Here is a 16,412-nt window from a genome sequence, read left to right as displayed (position 1 = left end):
CTCAGCCGCGCTCCCCGAGGGCCGGGAACCGCGCCCCGACCAGCTGCTCGGACACCTCCCAGAGCCTGCGCGCGTCGGCGCTGTTCCGCAGCGGCTCCCAGAGCTCCCGCCGCGCAGGCGCCCCGCCCACCTCGCCGAGTCCCCGGGGGCCGTAGAAGCCACCGCCCGGGGTGTCCGTCGCCGCCAGCAGGGCGGGCAGCGCGGCGGTCTCGACGGTGCCGACGACGCCCACCCGGGACAGCACCCGGATCAGCCGGACGGCACCGGTGTCCCGCGGCCGCCCCAGCCCGGGCTGCGCAGCCAGCAGGTTGGTCGGGGAGACGCCGGGGTGGGCGAGTGTGCTGGTGACGCCCCAGCCCGCCGCGGCGCTGCGGGCGTCCAGCTCGCGGGCGAACAGACCCACCGCGAGCTTCGACTGGCCGTACGCCCTGTCCACGTCGTAGTCGCGCTCCCCGTTCAGGTCGTCCCACCGGATCGCCGCCCGGCGCGCGGCGATGCTGGTCTGGTGCGTGACCCGGGCCCGGCCCGCGCGCAGCAGCGGGAGCAGGCCCAGCGTGAGCGCGAAGTGGCCCAGGTGGTTGGTGCCGAACTGCAGCTCGAACCCGTCCGCGGTCACCTGCCGCCGGGGCGGGGTCATCACGCCGGCGTTGGTGACGAGCAGGTGGATCGGGCGATCCTCCTCGAGCAGGGTGTCCACCAGGGACCGGACGGAGTCCAACGAGGACAGGTCGAGGGACCGGGTGGTGACCCGGGCGCCCGGGACGGCGCCACGGATCCGCGCGACGGCGGCCTCCCCCTTCGCGACGTTCCGGACCGGCAGCACCACCTCGGCCCCCGCCGCGGCGAGCCTGCGGGCGAGGACGAGCCCGATCCCGTCGCTCGCGCCGGTCACCAGGGCGAGCCGCCCGGCCAGGTCGGGGACGGTGATGTCGTGAGCCATGGTCGGTCTCCTCCGTGCGGTGGTGTCTGCCACCGATGCTCGGGGCGGATCCGCCCGGCGACCAGGACCCGCCCAGCCGTGGATCGACGATCAGTGGCTGAGCGCGCCCGGCCGCGGTAGGAACGACCCGTACCCCGGAACGGAGGCGGCGGCCATGATCGACCGAGACGGCCTGGCGGAGTTCCTCCGACGGCGCCGCGGCTCCCTGCAGCCCGAGGACCTCGGCCTCCCCCGCGGGCAGCGCCGCCGGACGGACGGGCTGCGGCGCGAGGAGGTCGCCGCGCTGTGCCACATGTCGACCGACTACTACGCCCGCCTCGAACGGGGGCGCGGGCCGCAGCCGTCCGAGCAGATGATCGCCGCGATGGCGCAGGGCCTCCACCTCTCCCTGGACGAGCGCGACCACCTGTTCCGGCTGGCCGGGCACCATCCACCCGCCCGGGGGACCACGAGCACGCACATCGGGCCCGGGCTGCTGCGCATCCTCGACCGGCTCGCCGACACGCCCGCGGAGATCGTCACCGAGCTGGGCGAGACGCTGCGCCAGACCCCGCTCGGCGTGGCGCTCACCGGCGACCTCACCGTCCACACGGGACCGGCCCGCAGCCTGGGCTACCGCTGGTTCACCGACCCGGACACCCGGGCGCGCTACGCCCCGGACGAGCACGGCTACCTGTCCCGGCTGTTCGCCTCGGGCCTGCGCGGGGTCGTCACGCTGCGCGGGCCGGGCTCCCGGGCGGCGCACCTCGCCGACCTGCTGCTCGCACGCAGCGCGGAGTTCCGCGCGCTCTGGGAGACCCACGAGGTCGGCCTGCGCCCGCACGAGGTCAAGACCTTCGTCCATCCCGAGGTCGGGCCGATTCAGCTGCACTGCCAGACCCTGGTCGACCCCGAGCAGTCCCACCTGCTGCTGGTCTACACCGCGGTTCCGGGCAGCGAGAGCCACGAGCGGCTGCAGCTGCTGTCGGTCCTCGGCGCCCAGACGCTGGGCTGACCGGCGCTCACCCCACCAGCAGCACCTGCAGGGTCCGGGGGCCGTGCACGCCCTCGACCCGGTCCAGCTCGATGTCGCTCGTGGCGCTCGGCCCGCTGATCCAGGTCTGCGGGCGGGTGGGGTCGAGCGCGGCGACCGCACCCGCCACGTCCGAGACCACCTGGTCCGCCCGCACCACGCAGACGTGCCGGTCCGGGACGAGCGTGGCGGCCCGACGGCCCTGGCCCGCGGTGTGGTCGAGGACGATCGTGCCGGTCTCGGCGATGCCGAGGGCGGCGGTGGTGAGGACGGCGTCGACGGTGTCGAGCTCGGCGGTCCCGAGCGGCTCGTCCGGCACCGCGCCCGCAGGCCACAGCTCGGCGGGCAGGTCGGCGGGCACGAGCACCCGCTCGGCGCCGCCCAGCGCCTCGGCGAGCCGAGCCCCGAGCTCGGCGGGCGTGCACCGCACGACCTCGGCCCTGTAGTCCGCGACCCGCTCGGCGAACAGCGCGACGTGCGCGGCCGTCGTCCGGGCGGGGGCGGGCCGGTCGACCGCGACGTCCGCCGGGGACTCGTCGGCGGGCACGTCCCGCAGGGCCGCCCGCACCCGCCCGAGGATCTCCGCGCGGGCGCTCATCGCCGCTCCTCCGTCGTGCCGCCGTCGGTGCGGGCCCACCAGGCCCGGAAGGACTCCGCGGCCGGAACCGGGGTGTCCCGGGCGTCCGACCAGGCGGCACCCGGTCCGGGCACCGCACCCAGCACCGCTCGTCCACCCGGCGCGCGCCGTTTCACGCGCGCGAGCACCTTGCCCACCGCCCCGCTCACCCGTTCCGCCGCGGCGGTGCGCCGGGCGTCGCTCAGGGCCCACGACGCGGCCTTCATCGCCACGCCCGTGACCGACGGGGTGCCGCGGTGCGCGTCGACGACCTGCGTGCGCAGGTGCACCAGCACCTCCGGGATGTCGATGCGCACGGGGCAGGCCTCGAAGCAGGCCCCACACAGGCTCGACGCGTACGGCAGCGAGTCCCGCTGCTCTCCTTCGATCCCACCGTGACCCACCCCGCGCAGCATCGGGGTCAGGATCGCCCCGATCGGGCCGGGATAGACCGAGCCGTAGCTGTGCCCGCCGGTGCGCTCGTAGACCGGGCACACGTTCAGGCACGCCGAGCAGCGGATGCAGCGCAGCGCCTGCCGCCCGACCTCGTCGGCGAGGACGTTCGTCCGACCGTTGTCCAGCAGCACGACGTGCACCTCCTGCGGGCCGTCGCCGGGGGTCACCCCGGTCCACATCGACGTGTACGGGTTCATCCGCTCCCCCGTCGACGACCGCGGGAGCAGCTGCAGGAACACGTCCAGGTCCGCCCAGGTCGGCACCAGCTTCTCGATCCCGACCACGCTGACCAGCACCTCGGGCAGGGTCAGGCACATCCGCCCGTTGCCCTCGCTCTCGACGACGGCGAGCGTCCCGGTCTCCGCGACGGCGAAGTTCGCCCCGGACACCGCAACCCTGGCGCGCAGGAACTTCTCCCGCAGGTGCGCCCGCGCGGCCGCAGCCAGCTCGGCCGGGCTGTCGGTGAGGTCGGCGGGCGCGGCCCGGCCGTGGCTCCCCATCTCGCGCAGGAAGATCTCCCGCACCTCGGCACGGTTGCGGTGGATCGCGGGCACCAGGATGTGGCTGGGCAGGTCGTCGCCGAGCTGCACGATCAGCTCGGCCAGGTCGGTCTCCCAGGCGTGGATCCCGGCCGCCTCCAGGACGTCGTTGAGCCCGATCTCCGCGGTGGCCATGGACTTGACCTTCACGACCTCGTCCGTGCCGTGGCCCTGCGCGATGTCGACGACGATCGCGTTCGCCTCGGCGGCGTCCCGGGCCCAGTGCACGGTCGCGCCCGCCGCGGTCAGCGACTCCTCGAGCTGCTCCAGGTAGGTGTCGAGGTGCCGCAGCGTGCGGTCCTTGAGCGCCGCCCCGGCCAGCCGCAGCTCCTCCCAGTTCCCGACCTCCCCGACGACCGCGGCCCGCTTCCCGCGGATCGTCCCGGTCGCGTGGGCGAGGTTGCGCCGCAGCTGGGTGTCGGCCAACGCCGCACGGGCGGCGGTGGGGAAGGCCGGGGTGCCGAGGAACGTGCCGCTCATCGCGCGACCCCCGTGGTCGGCGCGGCGATCGGGGCGGCACCCGCCCGCGCCCCCGCGGGCAGAGCAGCTCCGCCCACAGCGCTGCCCACAACGCTGCCCACAGCTCTGCCCGCAGCTCTGCCCCCGCCCCCGCCGGGCTCGGTGGCCGCCAGGATCTCGGCGAGGTGCAGCACCCGTACCCCCGCCCGCTGCCGCGACAGCAGCCCGCCGATGTGGGTCAGGCACGAGTTGTCCCCCGCCACCAGCACCTCCGCGCCCGACTCGCGCACGTGCCGCGCCTTGTCCGCCCCCATCGCCACCGAGGTCTCGGCGTTCTTCACCGCGAACGTGCCGCCGAACCCGCAGCACTCCGTCGCGGAGGGCAGCTCGCACAGGGTCAGCCCGCGGACCGCCTGCAGTAGCCGCGTCGGCCGGTCGCCCACGCCCACCATCCGCAGCGAGTGGCAGGTGGGGTGGTAGGCGACGCGGTGCGGGAAGTACGCGCCGACGTCCGTCACGCCGAGCACGTCCACCAGGTACTCGGTCAGCTCGTAGGTCGGCGGCGCCTGCTCCACGGCCCGGACCAGCCCCGGGTCCCCGGAGCGCTCGGCCACCAGCCGGTGCTGGTGGCGGACCGATCCCGCGCACGAGCCGGACGGCACGACGATCGCCTCGCAGTCGGCGAACGCCTCGATGTGCCTGCGCAGCAACGGGACCGCCTCGTCCAGGTAGCCGGTGTTGACCATCGGCTGGCCGCAGCAGGTCTGTGCGGCCGGGAACGCGACGTCCACGCCCAGGCGCCGCAGCAGCGTGACGACCGCGCGCCCGGTGTCCGGGTACAGCGCGTCGTTCATGCAGGTCACGAGTAGTCCGACTGACACGGGCGTCCTCCGGTGGTGGGCGGCGCGCCGACAGGGGCGCCCTCGGTGGCTATGGTCGGACCTTAAAGGCTCGGCTAGGCTCTGTCCAGGAGGTGGGGCATGGCGGAACCGGTCCGCGCGGGCTGGCAGCCCGTGCAGCGGGTGCCGACGTACGAGCTGGTCATCGAGCGCATCGAGGAGCAGCTGCTCTCCGGAGCCCTGCGCGCGGGTGACCGGCTGCCCGCGGAGCGCGAGCTGGCCGCCACGCTCGGGGCGAGCAGACAGGCCGTCCGGGAGGCGCTGCGGGTCCTGCAGGCCCAGGGAGTGGTCCGCTCCCAGCAGGGCACCGGCCCGGACGCCGGGACCCAGATCGTGCCCGCCCCCGCCCACGCACTGACCCGGCTGCTCACGATCCACCTCGCCGTCAGCTCGTTCCCGAGCGAGGACGTCACCGAGGCGCGGATCGTGCTGGAGCGGGCGAGCGTCGCCGCCGCCGCCCGGCGCCGGGACCCCGCGGACCTGGACCGGGTCGACGGGTTGCTCACCGCCATGGACGCCGACCTCACCCGCGAGGAGTTCGGCCCGCTGGACACCGCCTTCCACGTCGCGATCGCCGAGTCGAGCGGGAACCGGTTGGTCGGCGAGCTGACCACGGCCCTGCGGGAGTCGATCCGCGGCGCCCTGCTGAGCGGCATGCGGGCCGAGCAGGACTGGCCCGCGCTCCGCGAGCGGCTGCGGGCGGAGCACCGGGCGATCGCCGAGGCGGTCGGCGAGGGTCGGGCCGAGGAGGCCGCGGCGGCGATGGAGGACCACATCCGCGCCTTCCACCGCCGCCTGGCCGCCGAGAGCTGACCGCCCCCGACCCGCGAGTCCCCACTACCGACGCGCGAGTCCGACACCACCGCCGTCGAGTCGGGCGGCCGTCACCCGGTCTCCGGGCGGCGGGCCCGGACGATCCAGCAGGCCGCCCCGTAGAGCACGCCCTCGTCCGTGAGGTGCGCGGCGGCATCCTCCCGCAGGGCGGCCACCGCCTCCGCCCGCTCGGCGGGGTCGAGCTCGGCGAGCAGCTCGCGCTGCATCCCCGTCACGTAGTCGACGGCGTCCGCCACGTCCGTCCCGACGACCATCGGCTCGGTCACCGACCGGGACTCGACGTCGACGAACCCCGCCCCACCGAGCAGCGCGGCGACCCGGTCCGGCGCACCGAACGACCACATCGGCGCGTCGGGCAGCGAGACCGCGCGGCCGCCCGACAGGATCCGCTGGAAGGTCGGCAGCCACTCCTGCCGGTCGTGGGGCTGCCAGGCCAGGAGCACGAGCCTGCCACCCGGCCGAAGCGCGCGGGCGAGGTTGCCGAACGCGGCGGCGGGGTCGTCGAAGAACATCACGCCGTTGCGACTGACCACGAGATCCGCGGGCGGGAGCGGATGCACCTGCACGTCCGCCCGCAGGAACCGGGCCCGGGCCACGCCCGCCGCCGCGGCCCGCTCGCGGGCGAGCCGGAGCATCCCGGCCGACAGATCGACGCCCAGGGCCGAGTGGGCGCGGCGTGCCATGTCCAGGGTGAGCCGTCCGTTCCCGCACCCGACGTCGATCACCCGGTCGGCGAACCCGGGCGCCGCCGCCGCGACGAGCAGCGGCTGGTAGCGGCTGATCCCGCGGTCGAACCGTGCCGCGTTCGCCACCCAGAAGTCCCCGCTCGGCCCGTCCCACGCGCGGGTCTGCTCCACGTTCACGCCCATGCCCGGAGCCTCCCATCGGGAGGCGACGCCCGGTGCGGCGGCACCGGGAACCGCCTCGTCCCCCGCGACCGGCTCGAGCACGTGCCGGAGGCGAGGGACGCCGCGCGGGCCTAGACGACCACGCTGAGCAGCAGCACGAAGCCCAGGCCGACCACGGAGATCAGCGTCTCCATCACCGACCAGGTCTTGATGTTCTGCCCCACGCTGAGCCCGAAGTACTCCTTGACCAGCCAGAACCCGGCGTCGTTGACATGGCTGAAGAACACCGAGCCCGCGCCGATGGCCAGCACCAGCAGGGAGGTGGTGGCCGGGTCCAGGTTCGCGACGAGCGGGGCGAGGATGCCCGAGGCCGTCACCGTCGCCACCGTGGCCGAGCCGGTCGCGAGCCGGATGAGCACGGCGACCCCCCAGGCCAGGATCAGCACGGAGAAGCCGCTGCCCGCGACCCAGCCCGCGATCAGCGCGCCGATCTGGGTGTCGACCAGGACCTGCTTGAACCCGCCGCCCGCCGCGACGATGAGCAGGATCCCGGCGATCGGGGGCAGCGAGGACTCCACCGACCTGCCGACTCCCTTGAGCCCCATCCCGCGGCCCAGCGTGGCCATCGCGACCAGCACGGCGATCAACAGCGCGATCAGCGGGGTGCCGACGAAGTCCAGGGCGCCCCGGACGGGCGAGTCCGCGCCGAGGAAGATGTCGGCGAGCGCCTTGCCCATCATCAGCGCCACGGGCAGCAGGACGGTGGCCAGCGTCGTCGCGAAGGTGGGGCGGCGGACCTCGAGCCGGGTCGCGGTGCCGACGCCGCCGGTGCCGCCGCTGCCGCCGTCGGGTCCCGGCTCGTCGCTTCCGGTCTCGAACAACGCGGGCGCGGGCACGTCGACCCAGCGGGCGGCGACGCGGGCGAACAGCGGGCCCGCGATCGCGACCGTCGGGATCGCGACGAGCACGCCGAACAGCAGGGTGATCCCGAGGTTGGCCTTCAGCGCGTCGATCGCGACGAGCGGGCCGGGGTGCGGCGGGACGAGCCCGTGCATCGCCGAGAGCCCGGCCAGTGCCGGGATGCCCACCCGGATCAGCGACAGCCCCGAGCGCCGGGCGACCAGGAAGATCACCGGCATGAGCAGGACCAGGCCGATCTCGAAGAACATCGGCAGCCCGATGATCGCGCCGACGGCGGCCATCGCCCACGGGAGCGTGCGCGGGCTCGCCCGGCCGACCAGGGTGTCGACGATCCGGTCGGCACCTCCCGAGTCGGCGAGGAGCTTGCCGAACATGGCGCCCAGGGCGATCAGGGTGCCGACTCCGGCCGCGGTGCTGCCGAAGCCCTTGGTGTAGCTGGTGACGGCGTCGGCCATCGGCATCCCGGCGACGGCCGCGACGACGAGGGACCCGATCGTCAGGCCGAGGAAGGGGTGCACGGAGAAGCGGGTGATCAGCACGACGAGCACGGCGATACCGATCAGCGCGGCGGCGATCAGCCGTCCGCCGGAGGACGGTGCGGCCTCGGCGGCCAGGAGCAGGGTGTTCATGCCGACACCGCCGGGACCCGGAGCGCCTGCGCGGCGGCGGAGACCAGCTCGTCGACGGGCTGGTCGATGTCCAGGGTGAGGCCGTGCTCGGCGGCGGTCAGCGGCTCGAGGGTGGCGAACTGCGACTCCACGAGCGAGGCGGGCATGAAGTGCCCCGGCCTCCCCTCGACACGGCGGGCGACCACCTCCGGGCTGCCGTCGAGGTGCACGAACACGGTGCGCGCGGACCCCTCGCGCAGGACGTCGCGGTAGTCGCGGCGCAGCGCGGAGCAGCTGACGACCCCGCCGGTGGCCTCATGGGCGTGCAGCCATTCGGCGAGGGCTCGCAGCCACGGCGCGCGGGCGGCGTCGGTCAGCGGGATGCCCGCGGCCATCGTGGCGACGTTCGCGGGCGGGTGGAAGTCGTCGCCGTCGGCGAAGGGGACCCGCAGCCGCTGGGCGAGGGCCGCACCCACGGTCGTCTTCCCGGAGCCGGCCACCCCCATCACGGTGACCAGGGGCGGGGCGGATCCGACGAGATGGAGGGGCACGGCGTTGTCCTCTCAAGGCAGCGAGCAGGTGCTGATGAGAGTGACCGATAAGTAGTACTTAAGCAATGCTGAATCGAATCAGATCCTACGAATTAGTGAGAACAGACCAGTGATGTGAAGATTGGTGGGTGTCCGACACCGGGGAGTCCCTGCACGGCGACGTCCTGGACGGGCTCGGCCTGCTCGTGACCGGAGGCGAGCTGGCGCCGGGGCAGGTCGTGCGCGCCGAGCAGCTCGGCGCCCGGTTCGGGGTCTCCCGCACGGTGGTCCGCGAGGCGGTCCGGGTCCTCGAGTCGATGGGACTGGTCACCAGCCGCCGCCGGGTGGGGGTGACGGTGGCCCCCCGCGAGGACTGGAACGTGCACGATCCGCGGGTGATCCGCTGGCGGCTCGACGGGCCCGGCCGCGAGGAGCAGCTGCGCACGCTCACCGAGCTGCGCGGCGGCGTCGAGCCCGTCGCGGCCGGGCTCGCCGCGACCCGAGCCACGCCCGAGCAGTGCGGAGAGCTGCAGCGCTCCGTGATGGACATGGCCGTGCACGGCCGGTCCGGGGACCTCGGGCCCTACCTGGAGGCGGACGTCCGGTTCCACGCGACACTGCTCGCCGCCTCCGGCAACGAGATGCTCGCCGCGTTCTCCGGCATGGTCGGCGAGGTCCTGGCCGGGCGCACCCGCCACGACCTGATGCCCACCAAGCCGGAGCCCGCGGCGATCCGGCTGCACGCGGACGTCGCCGAGGCCGTGCAGGCGGGCGACGCGGCGGGTGCCGAACGCGCGATGCGGGCGATCCTCGCCGAGGTCGATGACGCCATGCGGGCGGCCGGGTCGGCCTGATCCGCGGGACCGCCACGGTTCTCCCCGCGCTACCGGCCGAGCGGCGGCACGGCCTGACGCCCCCGGCCCGACACGGCCACCGGGAGCTCGCGGACGCCGCGGTGGATGAGGCTCGGCAGGTAGTCGAGGTCGGCGGTCGCGAGCTCGAGGCGCTCCGTCCGGGCGAGCAGGGCCCGCAGGCTCGCCTCGGCCTCGAGCCGGGCGAGCGGGGCGCCCAGGCAGAAGTGCAGGCCGAGGCTGAACCCGAGGTGCCTGCGCGCGGGGCGGCGGCCCGCGTAGCGGGTGACGTCGAAGGAGTCGGGGTCGGTGAAGACCCGCTCGTCCCGGCTCGCCGAGGCCATCAGCACGACGACGCCGTCCCCCCGCCGGAAGGTCCGGCCGCCGACCTCGGTGTCCCGCAGCGCGACCCGGATGGTGAACTGGGTCGGGGCGTCGTGGCGCAGCACCTCGTCGACGGCCGCCGGGACCAGGTCGGGCCGCTCGCGCAGCAGGGCCTGCTGGGTGGGGTCGCGCAGCAGGGCGAGGACGCCGTTCCCGATCAGGTTGACCGACGTCTCCGTGCCCGCCACCAGGAGCAGCAGGGCGATCCCCACCACCTCCGGCGCGCTGATCACGCCGTCGCCGACGCCGGCGGCGAGCGCGCTGAGCAGGTCGTCGCCCGGCTCCCGGCGACGGCGCGCGACGAGCTCGGCGAAGTACCCGAGGCAGGCCTGCGCCGCCTCGGTGCGGGCGGTCATGTCGGCCGGGTCGAGGAGGTCGTCGGGATCCGTGCCGCGGGCGATCGCGAGCTCCCACGTCCGCAGGGCGGCGCGGTCCGCCTCCGGCACGCCGAGCAGGCGGCCCTGCACCATCGCGGCGGCGAGCGGTTCGGAGAGCCCGCCGATCGCGTCGAGCCCGCCCGCGGCCAGGGCCTCGTCGAGCAGCCCCTCGACGACGCGGGCCGCGGTCGGGGCCAGCTCGCCGATGGCGCGCGGCAGGAACGACCTGCTCAGCAGGCCGCGCAGGCGCGTGTGCTCCGGCGGGTCCATGCGGACGAAGGAACCGGGGATCCGGGCACCCGGGTCCCGGAAGGGGCTGATGCCCTCCGCGTAGCCGTGGCCCCAGTCCGGCGAGGTGAGCACCTGTGCGCACTCGGTGTAGCGGGTCACCAGGTGGACCGGGACGTCGTCGAGCAGGTAGGGCAGCAGCGCGCCCTCCTCCCGGGCCTCGCGGTAGAACGGGTACGGATCGACCTGGTGCGCCCGGGCGAAGGCGCCGAAGGCGGTGATCCCCGGGGCCGCGGTGGTCATCGGGTCGCCCCCACGGTCAGTCGCGCCGGCAGCTCGGCCATCCCGCGCACGACGAGGTTCGGTCGGTAGCGCGGACGATCGGTCTGCAGCTCGACGCCGATGTCGCGGGCGATCAGTGCCCGCAGCACGGTCTCCATCTCGAGCCGGGCCAGTGCCGCGCCGATGCAGTGGTGCAACCCGAGGCCGAAGGCCAGGTGTCGCGCCGCGCCCCGGGTGGCGAACCGCGTGACGTCGAGCCGGTCGCCGTCCGGGAAGACGGCCGCGTCCCGGTTGGCGGAGCCGAGCAGCAGCAACAGGCTCTCCCCCGGCGCGAACGTCCGGCCGGAGACGGTGAGGGTGGTGCGGGCGGTGCGTGTGGTCAGGTGGACGGGCGCGTCGAAGCGCAGGATCTCGTCGACGGCCGAGGTCACCAGCTCGGGGCGTTCCCGGAGGACGGCGAGCTGGTCGGGGTGGAGGGCGAGGGCGCGCAGGCCGTTGGCGATCAGGTTGACCGTGGTCTCGTGGCCCGCGACGACCAGGATCAGCAGGGTGCCGAGCAGCTCCACCGGGGACAGCCGGTCGCCCTCCTGCTCGGCCAGGACGAGCGCGGTGACCAGGTCGTCGCGGGGATCGGTCCGACGGCGCGCGGCGAGGTCGCCGAAGAAGTCGGTGAACTCGCCGACCGCGGCGGTGCGGGCCGCCAGCTCCTCGGCGGTGAGCAGGACGTCCGGGTCCAGGCCGCGGGCGATGCCCGCCGACATCCGGCGGACGTCGTCCTCCGCCTCCGCGGGGACCCCCATCAGCCGACAGATCATGCGCAGCGGGAGCGGGTAGGCCAGCGCCTCGACGAGATCGACCGGGCCGGCCTCGACGGCCGTGTCCAGCAGCCGCGCGGTGAGCTCCTCGGCCTGCGGGCGCAGCCCGTCGATGCGCCGCGGTGTGAAGCCCTGGGCGACGAGGCGGCACAGCCGGGTGTGGTCCGGGGGGTCCATCCACAGGAACGAGCCGGGGAGGTGGACGTCGCTGTCCGGATGGAGGAGCCGGGCCTCCTCGGCGTGGCTCCACGCCGGCTCCTGCAGCACCTGCTCGCAGTCGCCGTGGCGGGCGACGACGTGGGTGCCCAGCGGGCCCGGTGGGAGGCCGGGGGCGGCGCGCAGGACCGCGTAGGCGGGGTACGGGTCGTGGCGGTGGTCGACGTCGAGCGCCGCGGCCACGGCCTGCGCGACCGGGTGCTCGTCGGGGCTCGCGGTCGGCGTCGCGCGGGGCGGGGCACTGGTCAGATCCACGGTCGGGTCCGTTCGGGAGGGGTGCACCGGACACCGTCGAGCCTCGACGCGCGGCCCCGTCCCGACAACGGCGTCCAGCGAGAGCTATCGCGGGATCGCCGCGGTGAATCCCCGCGCATCCCGCTGTGGTCAAGCCTTGCTTGACGAACTCGACGTCAATGCTATCTTGACAGAAGTCAATAACTGGTTGACGGAAGGAGGGTGCGTCATGCGCCACCGGGAGCACCAGGACCTGGGGAAGGCGGTCGCGGCCTGCGCGCGGGCGGTCGTCGTCCTCCGCGAACAGCCCCGCTCCGCCGCCGTCGCCCGCGAGATCACCGGGGCCAGCTCGGCGGTCGCCGAGCTGCCGACCGGTCTCGCCACGGAGGCGCTCTACCGCCTGCTCGCGGCCGTGGAGGACTGCCACCGCAGCGGCGCCCCCACCTCCGCGCAGCTGGGCCAACGCACCCGGGCGGTGGCCCGCCTCATCCGGCTGCGGGCCGCCGCCTGAGCGACCGAGCCCCGCGGACCGGGGCCGGGAGCGATCCCAGGAACTCGGACAGCAGCGCCGACACCGCGTCCGGACGCTCCAGGCTGGAGCTGTGTCCGCAGTCGGACAGCAGCTCCAGCCGCGCTCCGCGGATGCCCGCGGCGATCCGCTCGGCGTGATCCGGCGGCGTGGCCAGGTCGTCCGCGCCGACCACCACGAGCGTCGGCGCGGTGATGCGGTGCAGCTCCGCCGCCACCGGTGCGCGGTCGGCCACGGCCAGCACGGCGCGGCGGATCCCGGCGCGGTCGCCCCGTGCGAGCCGCCCCACCCATTCCCCGACGACCGGTCCGTTCGCCGGGTCCGCGAGGAAGGCCGGGCCGAACACCACCGGTGCGACGCACCCCGCGATGGGCCGCATGCCCACCCACCGCTGGACGAGGGCCAGGAGCCGGTGCTCGCGGGCCCTGCCCGGGTCCTCGGCGTCGGCGCTGGTGTCGAGGAGGACGAGCGAGCGCACCAGGTCCGGGTGTCGAGCCGCCAGCCGCAGCCCGACGAACCCGCCCATCGACAGTCCCACCCAGTGCACCGGCGCCCCGACCGCGCGGATCACCTGCGCCGCCCGCGCGGTCAGCGTGTCCATGTCGCAGGGGCCCGCGGGGGTGTCCCCCTGACCGGGCCAGTCCACGGTGACGCAGCGGTACCGCGCGCGCAGCGCCGCCACCTGCGCGCGGAACATCCAACCGCCGAACAGCAGGCCGTGCCCGAACAGGACGACCTCGCCGTCGCCACCGGTGTCGGTGGAGGCGAGCACGTCAGCCGACCTTGAGGTTCCGCAGCGTCACCAGGGCGGTGGCGCAGTGGACACCGTCGGCGACGAGGTCCGCGGCGGCCACGGTGGTCGTCCGCCCCGGGCTGAGCACGCGGCCCCGCGCGACCACGGTGGCGCCCTTCGCCGGGGCGAGGATCTTGACCGTGTAGTCCGTGGTCATCGGCACCCAGCCGACGGGCAGCAGCGTGCCCGCCGCCGATCCGCCCCGACCTGGTCGCGCCCGGCCGGGCGGCCGCACCGGTCGCCGTCGACCCCGGGCTCCCGGCGATCCTGCAGTTCACCTCCGGCAGCACCGCGGACCCGAAGGGCGTGGTGCTCAGCCACGCGAACGTCCTCGCCTGCGCCGAGTCGATCACCGAGGCCATCGCCCTGGGCTCCGCGGACGCGCACGCCTCCTGGCTGCCGCTGTTCCACGACATGGGTCTGTTCGGCACGCTGACCGGCCTGTTCACCGGGATCGCGGTGAACCTGTGGAACCCGACGGCGTTCGTGAAGGACCCGGGCCGGTGGCTCGCCGAGTTCGCCGCCACCCGCTCGACCATCACGACCATGCCCAACTTCGCCTTCGACGCCCTGCTCGACACCCCGCTCCAGGACCTCGACCTGAGCGCCTGGCGAGTCTGCTTCAACGGCGCCGAGATCATCCGGCCGGAGTCGGTGACCGCGTTCAGCGCACGTTTCGTGCGCTCGGGGTTCCGGGCCGAGGCGATGACCCCCGGGTACGGCATGGCCGAGGCCACGCTCGTCGCGACGCTCCCACCGCTGGGCCGCGCACCCGTCGTCGAGTCGGTGGACCGCGAGGCGCTCGCGCGCGGGGAGCTCGTACCGGGGAGCAAGGAGGTCGTCGGGCTCGGGCGGGCGGTGCCGGGCATGGAGGTCCGGATCGCCGACGGTCCGGTCGGCGAGATCCAGCTCCGCGGCGCCGCCGTGACCACCGGCTACCTACGCGGCCCCCAGCCCTTCACCGACGACGGCTGGCTCCGCACCGGCGACCTCGGCTGGCTCCGGGCGGGCGAGCTGTTCTTCGCCGGACGCGCCAAGGAGATGATCACCGTGCGTGGCGTGAACACCTATCCCGCGGACGTCGAGGCCGAGGTCGCCGCCGTCCCGGGCGTCCGACGTGGACGGTGTGTGGCGCTGAGCCGACTCGACCCCCACGAGCACATCGCGGTCGTCGCCGAGACGGCCCTGCCCGACGCGGAGCACGACGCGCTCCGCGACGCCATCGCCGCGCGGGTCCGCCGCGCGCTGGGCCTGTCGGCGCTGACGGTCCACCTGACCACCCCCGACTCCCTCCCCCGCACCACCAGCGGGAAGCTGCGCCGCCTGGCCACGGCGGCCCTGATCGAGAGGTCACCATGACCATCCCGGGCATGGACACCATGCACAGCCTGGACGTCTTCCGCCACTACGACCGCAGCCACTGGACGCTCGACCAGCTCGACCTGACCGGCATCGACCGCGGCCTCGTGAGGCCCGAGCACATCACGCTCGTGAAGAGCGCGGTGATGGGCGAGTCCAACGTGATCGCCGCAGTGCACGGCTTCCTCAACGAGTTCGCCGACGACTACGACTTCTCCGCCTTCGCAGTCATCTGGGGCTACCAGGAGGTCCAGCACCACTACGCCTTCACCTCCTGGCTGCAGGCCGTGGGCGAGGACGTCGACTCCCGCGCCGTCGCCGCGATGCGCGCGCCCTACGAGCCGGGATCGACGCCGTCGGCCACGCTGGCGACCAACATCGTCTCCGAGCTGACGGTCAACCACGTCTACCGTGCCGTCGGCAACCGGGTGCAGGAGCCGGTGCTCGCCGACCTCCTGCTGCGCGCGAGCCGGGACGAGGCCGCCCACGCCCGCGAGTTCCGACACTTCGCCGCACAGCGTCTGGCGCAGCACCCCGACGAGCTCGCGAGCGTGCTGGAGACGCTCTACTTCTACACGAGCGACGACACGATCAGGCACCCCGTGGGCGTCTTCAAGTCCGGCCTCGACGCCCTCGAGGGCCACGAGACCATCGACACCGGCTTCCAGCTGTTCCTCGACCGGCTGGCGGGCACCGGCGATGGACGAGCTGCAGGGCAAGATCCGCAAGACCTTCGGCTCGCTCACCGACCGCGACCTGTCGACCAACGGGAAGGTCCGTCGCGCGCTGGCCGAGGCCCTGACGTGACGATCACCCTCCCGTGGCGCGACCACGCCTGCTTCGGCTGTGCCCCGGGGAACCCGCACGGCCTCGGGCTGACGTTCGAACGGGGCGGCGACGCGCTCTGGACCGACTTCGACCTCGGCCACCACTACGAGTCCTACCCCGGGGTGGTGCACGGCGGGATCGTCGCGCTGATCTGCGACGAGACCATGGGCAACCTCCTCGTCCTCCGCGACGGCACTCCCGCCGTCACCACCAGCCTCCGCATGCGGTACGTGGGGACCGTCCGGGTCGGGCTCCCCCATCGCGTCACCGCCCGCCTGCTCGGGGCCGGCGTCGACCTGATCAAGGCCGCCGCGGAGGTCACCGACGCCCGCGGTGACCTCGTCGCGACCGCCACCGCCACCTACCACCCCCTCAGGAGCGAGTCATGACCGCGAGCCTCGACCAGATCACCGACACCGTCCGCGCCGTGGTCGCCGACGTGCTCTCCGTCCCCGCCGACCAGCTGTCCGTCGACACCGACCTGCGGGACGTCGAGGGCGCGGACTCGATCAAGGTGCTGCGCCTGATCGCCCGCATCGAGCGGGAGTACGACGTGGAGCTCGAGGACTCCGACGTGTTCGGCGTCAGCACCATCGCCGAGGTCGCCGACGTGGTCCGGAGGGCGCTGTGACCACGACCGAACACCCCACCAACCGGCACTACGACCTGGACCCGCGGGTCTTCGGCCTCTTCCTCGACGAGTCCCGCAAGTACAGCTCCGGCTGGTACCTCACCCCCGAGGACTCCCTGGAGACCGCCCAGCAGCAGAAGATGAGCATGGTCGCGGACCTGGTCTGCCATGTCTCAGGACATGGGTGACGAGTCTGCATCAGGACATCGGTGACGCTGTGGGT

At 74.4% G+C, this 16,412-nt stretch carries 19 protein-coding genes; 8 read left to right on the top strand and 11 right to left on the bottom strand.

The features are described 5' to 3' along the window. Position 1: 1 nt before the first annotated feature. Complete coding sequence (locus tag ABD993_RS32455; protein ID WP_345426804.1) at positions 2 to 940, bottom strand: SDR family oxidoreductase; 939 nt, start codon at positions 938 to 940, stop codon at positions 2 to 4. Between the two features lie 154 nt (positions 941 to 1,094). On the opposite strand from ABD993_RS32455, the gene ABD993_RS32450 reads away from it, so the two are divergent. Continuing rightward, positions 1,095 to 1,934: a helix-turn-helix transcriptional regulator gene (locus ABD993_RS32450; protein ID WP_345426802.1), complete on the top strand. Its 840-nt coding sequence runs from the start codon at positions 1,095 to 1,097 to the stop codon at positions 1,932 to 1,934. Positions 1,935 to 1,941: 7 nt separating this feature from the next. On the opposite strand, the gene ABD993_RS32445 is transcribed toward ABD993_RS32450, so the two are convergent. The 3 genes from ABD993_RS32445 to ABD993_RS32435 are packed head-to-tail and all read right to left on the bottom strand — an operon-like array spanning position 1,942 to position 4,903. Beyond that, complete coding sequence (locus ABD993_RS32445) at positions 1,942 to 2,550, bottom strand: LutC/YkgG family protein (RefSeq protein ID WP_345426800.1); 609 nt, start codon at positions 2,548 to 2,550, stop codon at positions 1,942 to 1,944. Beyond that, a complete protein-coding gene (locus tag ABD993_RS32440; protein WP_345426798.1) occupies positions 2,547 to 4,043 on the bottom strand; it encodes a lactate utilization protein B in 1,497 nt (498 codons plus the stop codon). The genes ABD993_RS32445 and ABD993_RS32440 overlap by 4 nt, the downstream gene beginning before the upstream one ends. Continuing rightward, positions 4,040 to 4,903, bottom strand: a complete 864-nt coding sequence (locus ABD993_RS32435) for a (Fe-S)-binding protein (RefSeq protein WP_345426796.1) — start codon at positions 4,901 to 4,903, stop codon at positions 4,040 to 4,042. Before ABD993_RS32435 ends, ABD993_RS32440 begins: the two co-directional genes overlap by 4 nt. A 99-nt stretch (positions 4,904 to 5,002) precedes the next feature. On the opposite strand from ABD993_RS32435, the gene ABD993_RS32430 reads away from it, so the two are divergent. After that, positions 5,003 to 5,734 (top strand): FadR/GntR family transcriptional regulator, encoded by a 732-nt coding sequence (locus ABD993_RS32430; RefSeq protein ID WP_345426794.1) that lies wholly within the window; start codon positions 5,003 to 5,005, stop codon positions 5,732 to 5,734. A gap of 71 nt (positions 5,735 to 5,805) precedes the next feature. On the opposite strand, the gene ABD993_RS32425 is transcribed toward ABD993_RS32430, so the two are convergent. Genes ABD993_RS32425 through ABD993_RS32415 form a run of 3 tightly spaced genes read right to left on the bottom strand, consistent with a single transcriptional unit; the run spans position 5,806 to position 8,683 of the window. After that, positions 5,806 to 6,705, bottom strand: coding sequence for a class I SAM-dependent methyltransferase (locus ABD993_RS32425; RefSeq protein WP_345426792.1), 900 nt, complete (start codon positions 6,703 to 6,705; stop codon positions 5,806 to 5,808). A gap of 29 nt (positions 6,706 to 6,734) precedes the next feature. Further along, positions 6,735 to 8,153 (bottom strand): GntP family permease, encoded by a 1,419-nt coding sequence (locus ABD993_RS32420; protein WP_345426790.1) that lies wholly within the window; start codon positions 8,151 to 8,153, stop codon positions 6,735 to 6,737. Beyond that, positions 8,150 to 8,683: a gluconokinase gene (locus ABD993_RS32415; RefSeq protein WP_345426788.1), complete on the bottom strand. Its 534-nt coding sequence runs from the start codon at positions 8,681 to 8,683 to the stop codon at positions 8,150 to 8,152. The genes ABD993_RS32420 and ABD993_RS32415 overlap by 4 nt, the downstream gene beginning before the upstream one ends. 128 nt (positions 8,684 to 8,811) lie before the next feature. Between ABD993_RS32415 and ABD993_RS32410 the strand changes: the two genes are divergently transcribed. Then, positions 8,812 to 9,516, top strand: a complete 705-nt coding sequence (locus ABD993_RS32410; protein WP_345426786.1) for a FadR/GntR family transcriptional regulator — start codon at positions 8,812 to 8,814, stop codon at positions 9,514 to 9,516. Between the two features lie 29 nt (positions 9,517 to 9,545). On the opposite strand, the gene ABD993_RS32405 is transcribed toward ABD993_RS32410, so the two are convergent. Beyond that, a complete protein-coding gene (locus tag ABD993_RS32405) occupies positions 9,546 to 10,805 on the bottom strand; it encodes a cytochrome P450 (RefSeq protein ID WP_345426784.1) in 1,260 nt (419 codons plus the stop codon). Continuing rightward, on the bottom strand, positions 10,802 to 12,070 hold the full coding sequence (locus tag ABD993_RS32400) for a cytochrome P450 (protein WP_345426782.1): 1,269 nt from the start codon (positions 12,068 to 12,070) through the stop codon (positions 10,802 to 10,804). The genes ABD993_RS32405 and ABD993_RS32400 overlap by 4 nt, the downstream gene beginning before the upstream one ends. Before the next feature lie 208 nt (positions 12,071 to 12,278). Between ABD993_RS32400 and ABD993_RS32395 the strand changes: the two genes are divergently transcribed. Continuing rightward, positions 12,279 to 12,560, top strand: coding sequence for a hypothetical protein (locus ABD993_RS32395; RefSeq protein ID WP_345426780.1), 282 nt, complete (start codon positions 12,279 to 12,281; stop codon positions 12,558 to 12,560). Here the strand turns inward: ABD993_RS32395 and ABD993_RS32390 are convergent. Both ABD993_RS32390 and ABD993_RS32385 read right to left on the bottom strand, forming a co-directional pair. Beyond that, complete coding sequence (locus ABD993_RS32390) at positions 12,535 to 13,350, bottom strand: alpha/beta fold hydrolase (protein WP_345426778.1); 816 nt, start codon at positions 13,348 to 13,350, stop codon at positions 12,535 to 12,537. The two genes, ABD993_RS32395 and ABD993_RS32390, sit on opposite strands and share 26 nt — an antisense overlap. A 1-nt stretch (position 13,351) precedes the next feature. Continuing rightward, positions 13,352 to 13,528, bottom strand: coding sequence for a hypothetical protein (locus ABD993_RS32385; protein ID WP_345426776.1), 177 nt, complete (start codon positions 13,526 to 13,528; stop codon positions 13,352 to 13,354). Positions 13,529 to 13,566: 38 nt separating this feature from the next. Between ABD993_RS32385 and ABD993_RS32380 the strand changes: the two genes are divergently transcribed. Genes ABD993_RS32380 through ABD993_RS32365 form a run of 4 tightly spaced genes read left to right on the top strand, consistent with a single transcriptional unit; the run spans position 13,567 to position 16,377 of the window. Beyond that, positions 13,567 to 14,730: an AMP-binding protein gene (locus ABD993_RS32380; RefSeq protein ID WP_345426854.1), complete on the top strand. Its 1,164-nt coding sequence runs from the start codon at positions 13,567 to 13,569 to the stop codon at positions 14,728 to 14,730. A gap of 11 nt (positions 14,731 to 14,741) precedes the next feature. Then, entirely contained in the window at positions 14,742 to 15,947 is a 1,206-nt protein-coding gene (locus tag ABD993_RS32375) for a hotdog domain-containing protein (protein WP_345426775.1), read from the top strand. Further along, positions 15,944 to 16,189 (top strand): acyl carrier protein, encoded by a 246-nt coding sequence (locus ABD993_RS32370; RefSeq protein WP_345426773.1) that lies wholly within the window; start codon positions 15,944 to 15,946, stop codon positions 16,187 to 16,189. The genes ABD993_RS32375 and ABD993_RS32370 overlap by 4 nt, the downstream gene beginning before the upstream one ends. Further along, on the top strand, positions 16,186 to 16,377 hold the full coding sequence (locus ABD993_RS32365) for an SAM-dependent methyltransferase (RefSeq protein ID WP_345426771.1): 192 nt from the start codon (positions 16,186 to 16,188) through the stop codon (positions 16,375 to 16,377). Before ABD993_RS32370 ends, ABD993_RS32365 begins: the two co-directional genes overlap by 4 nt. The last annotated feature ends 35 nt before the right edge of the window (positions 16,378 to 16,412 follow it).

The organism is Pseudonocardia xishanensis (genome assembly GCF_039541715.1).
Lineage (GTDB): Bacteria > Actinomycetota > Actinomycetes > Mycobacteriales > Pseudonocardiaceae > Pseudonocardia > Pseudonocardia xishanensis.
The sequence above is the reverse complement of the archived record's forward strand: the minus strand, read 5'-3'. Positions and strand labels throughout refer to the sequence as shown.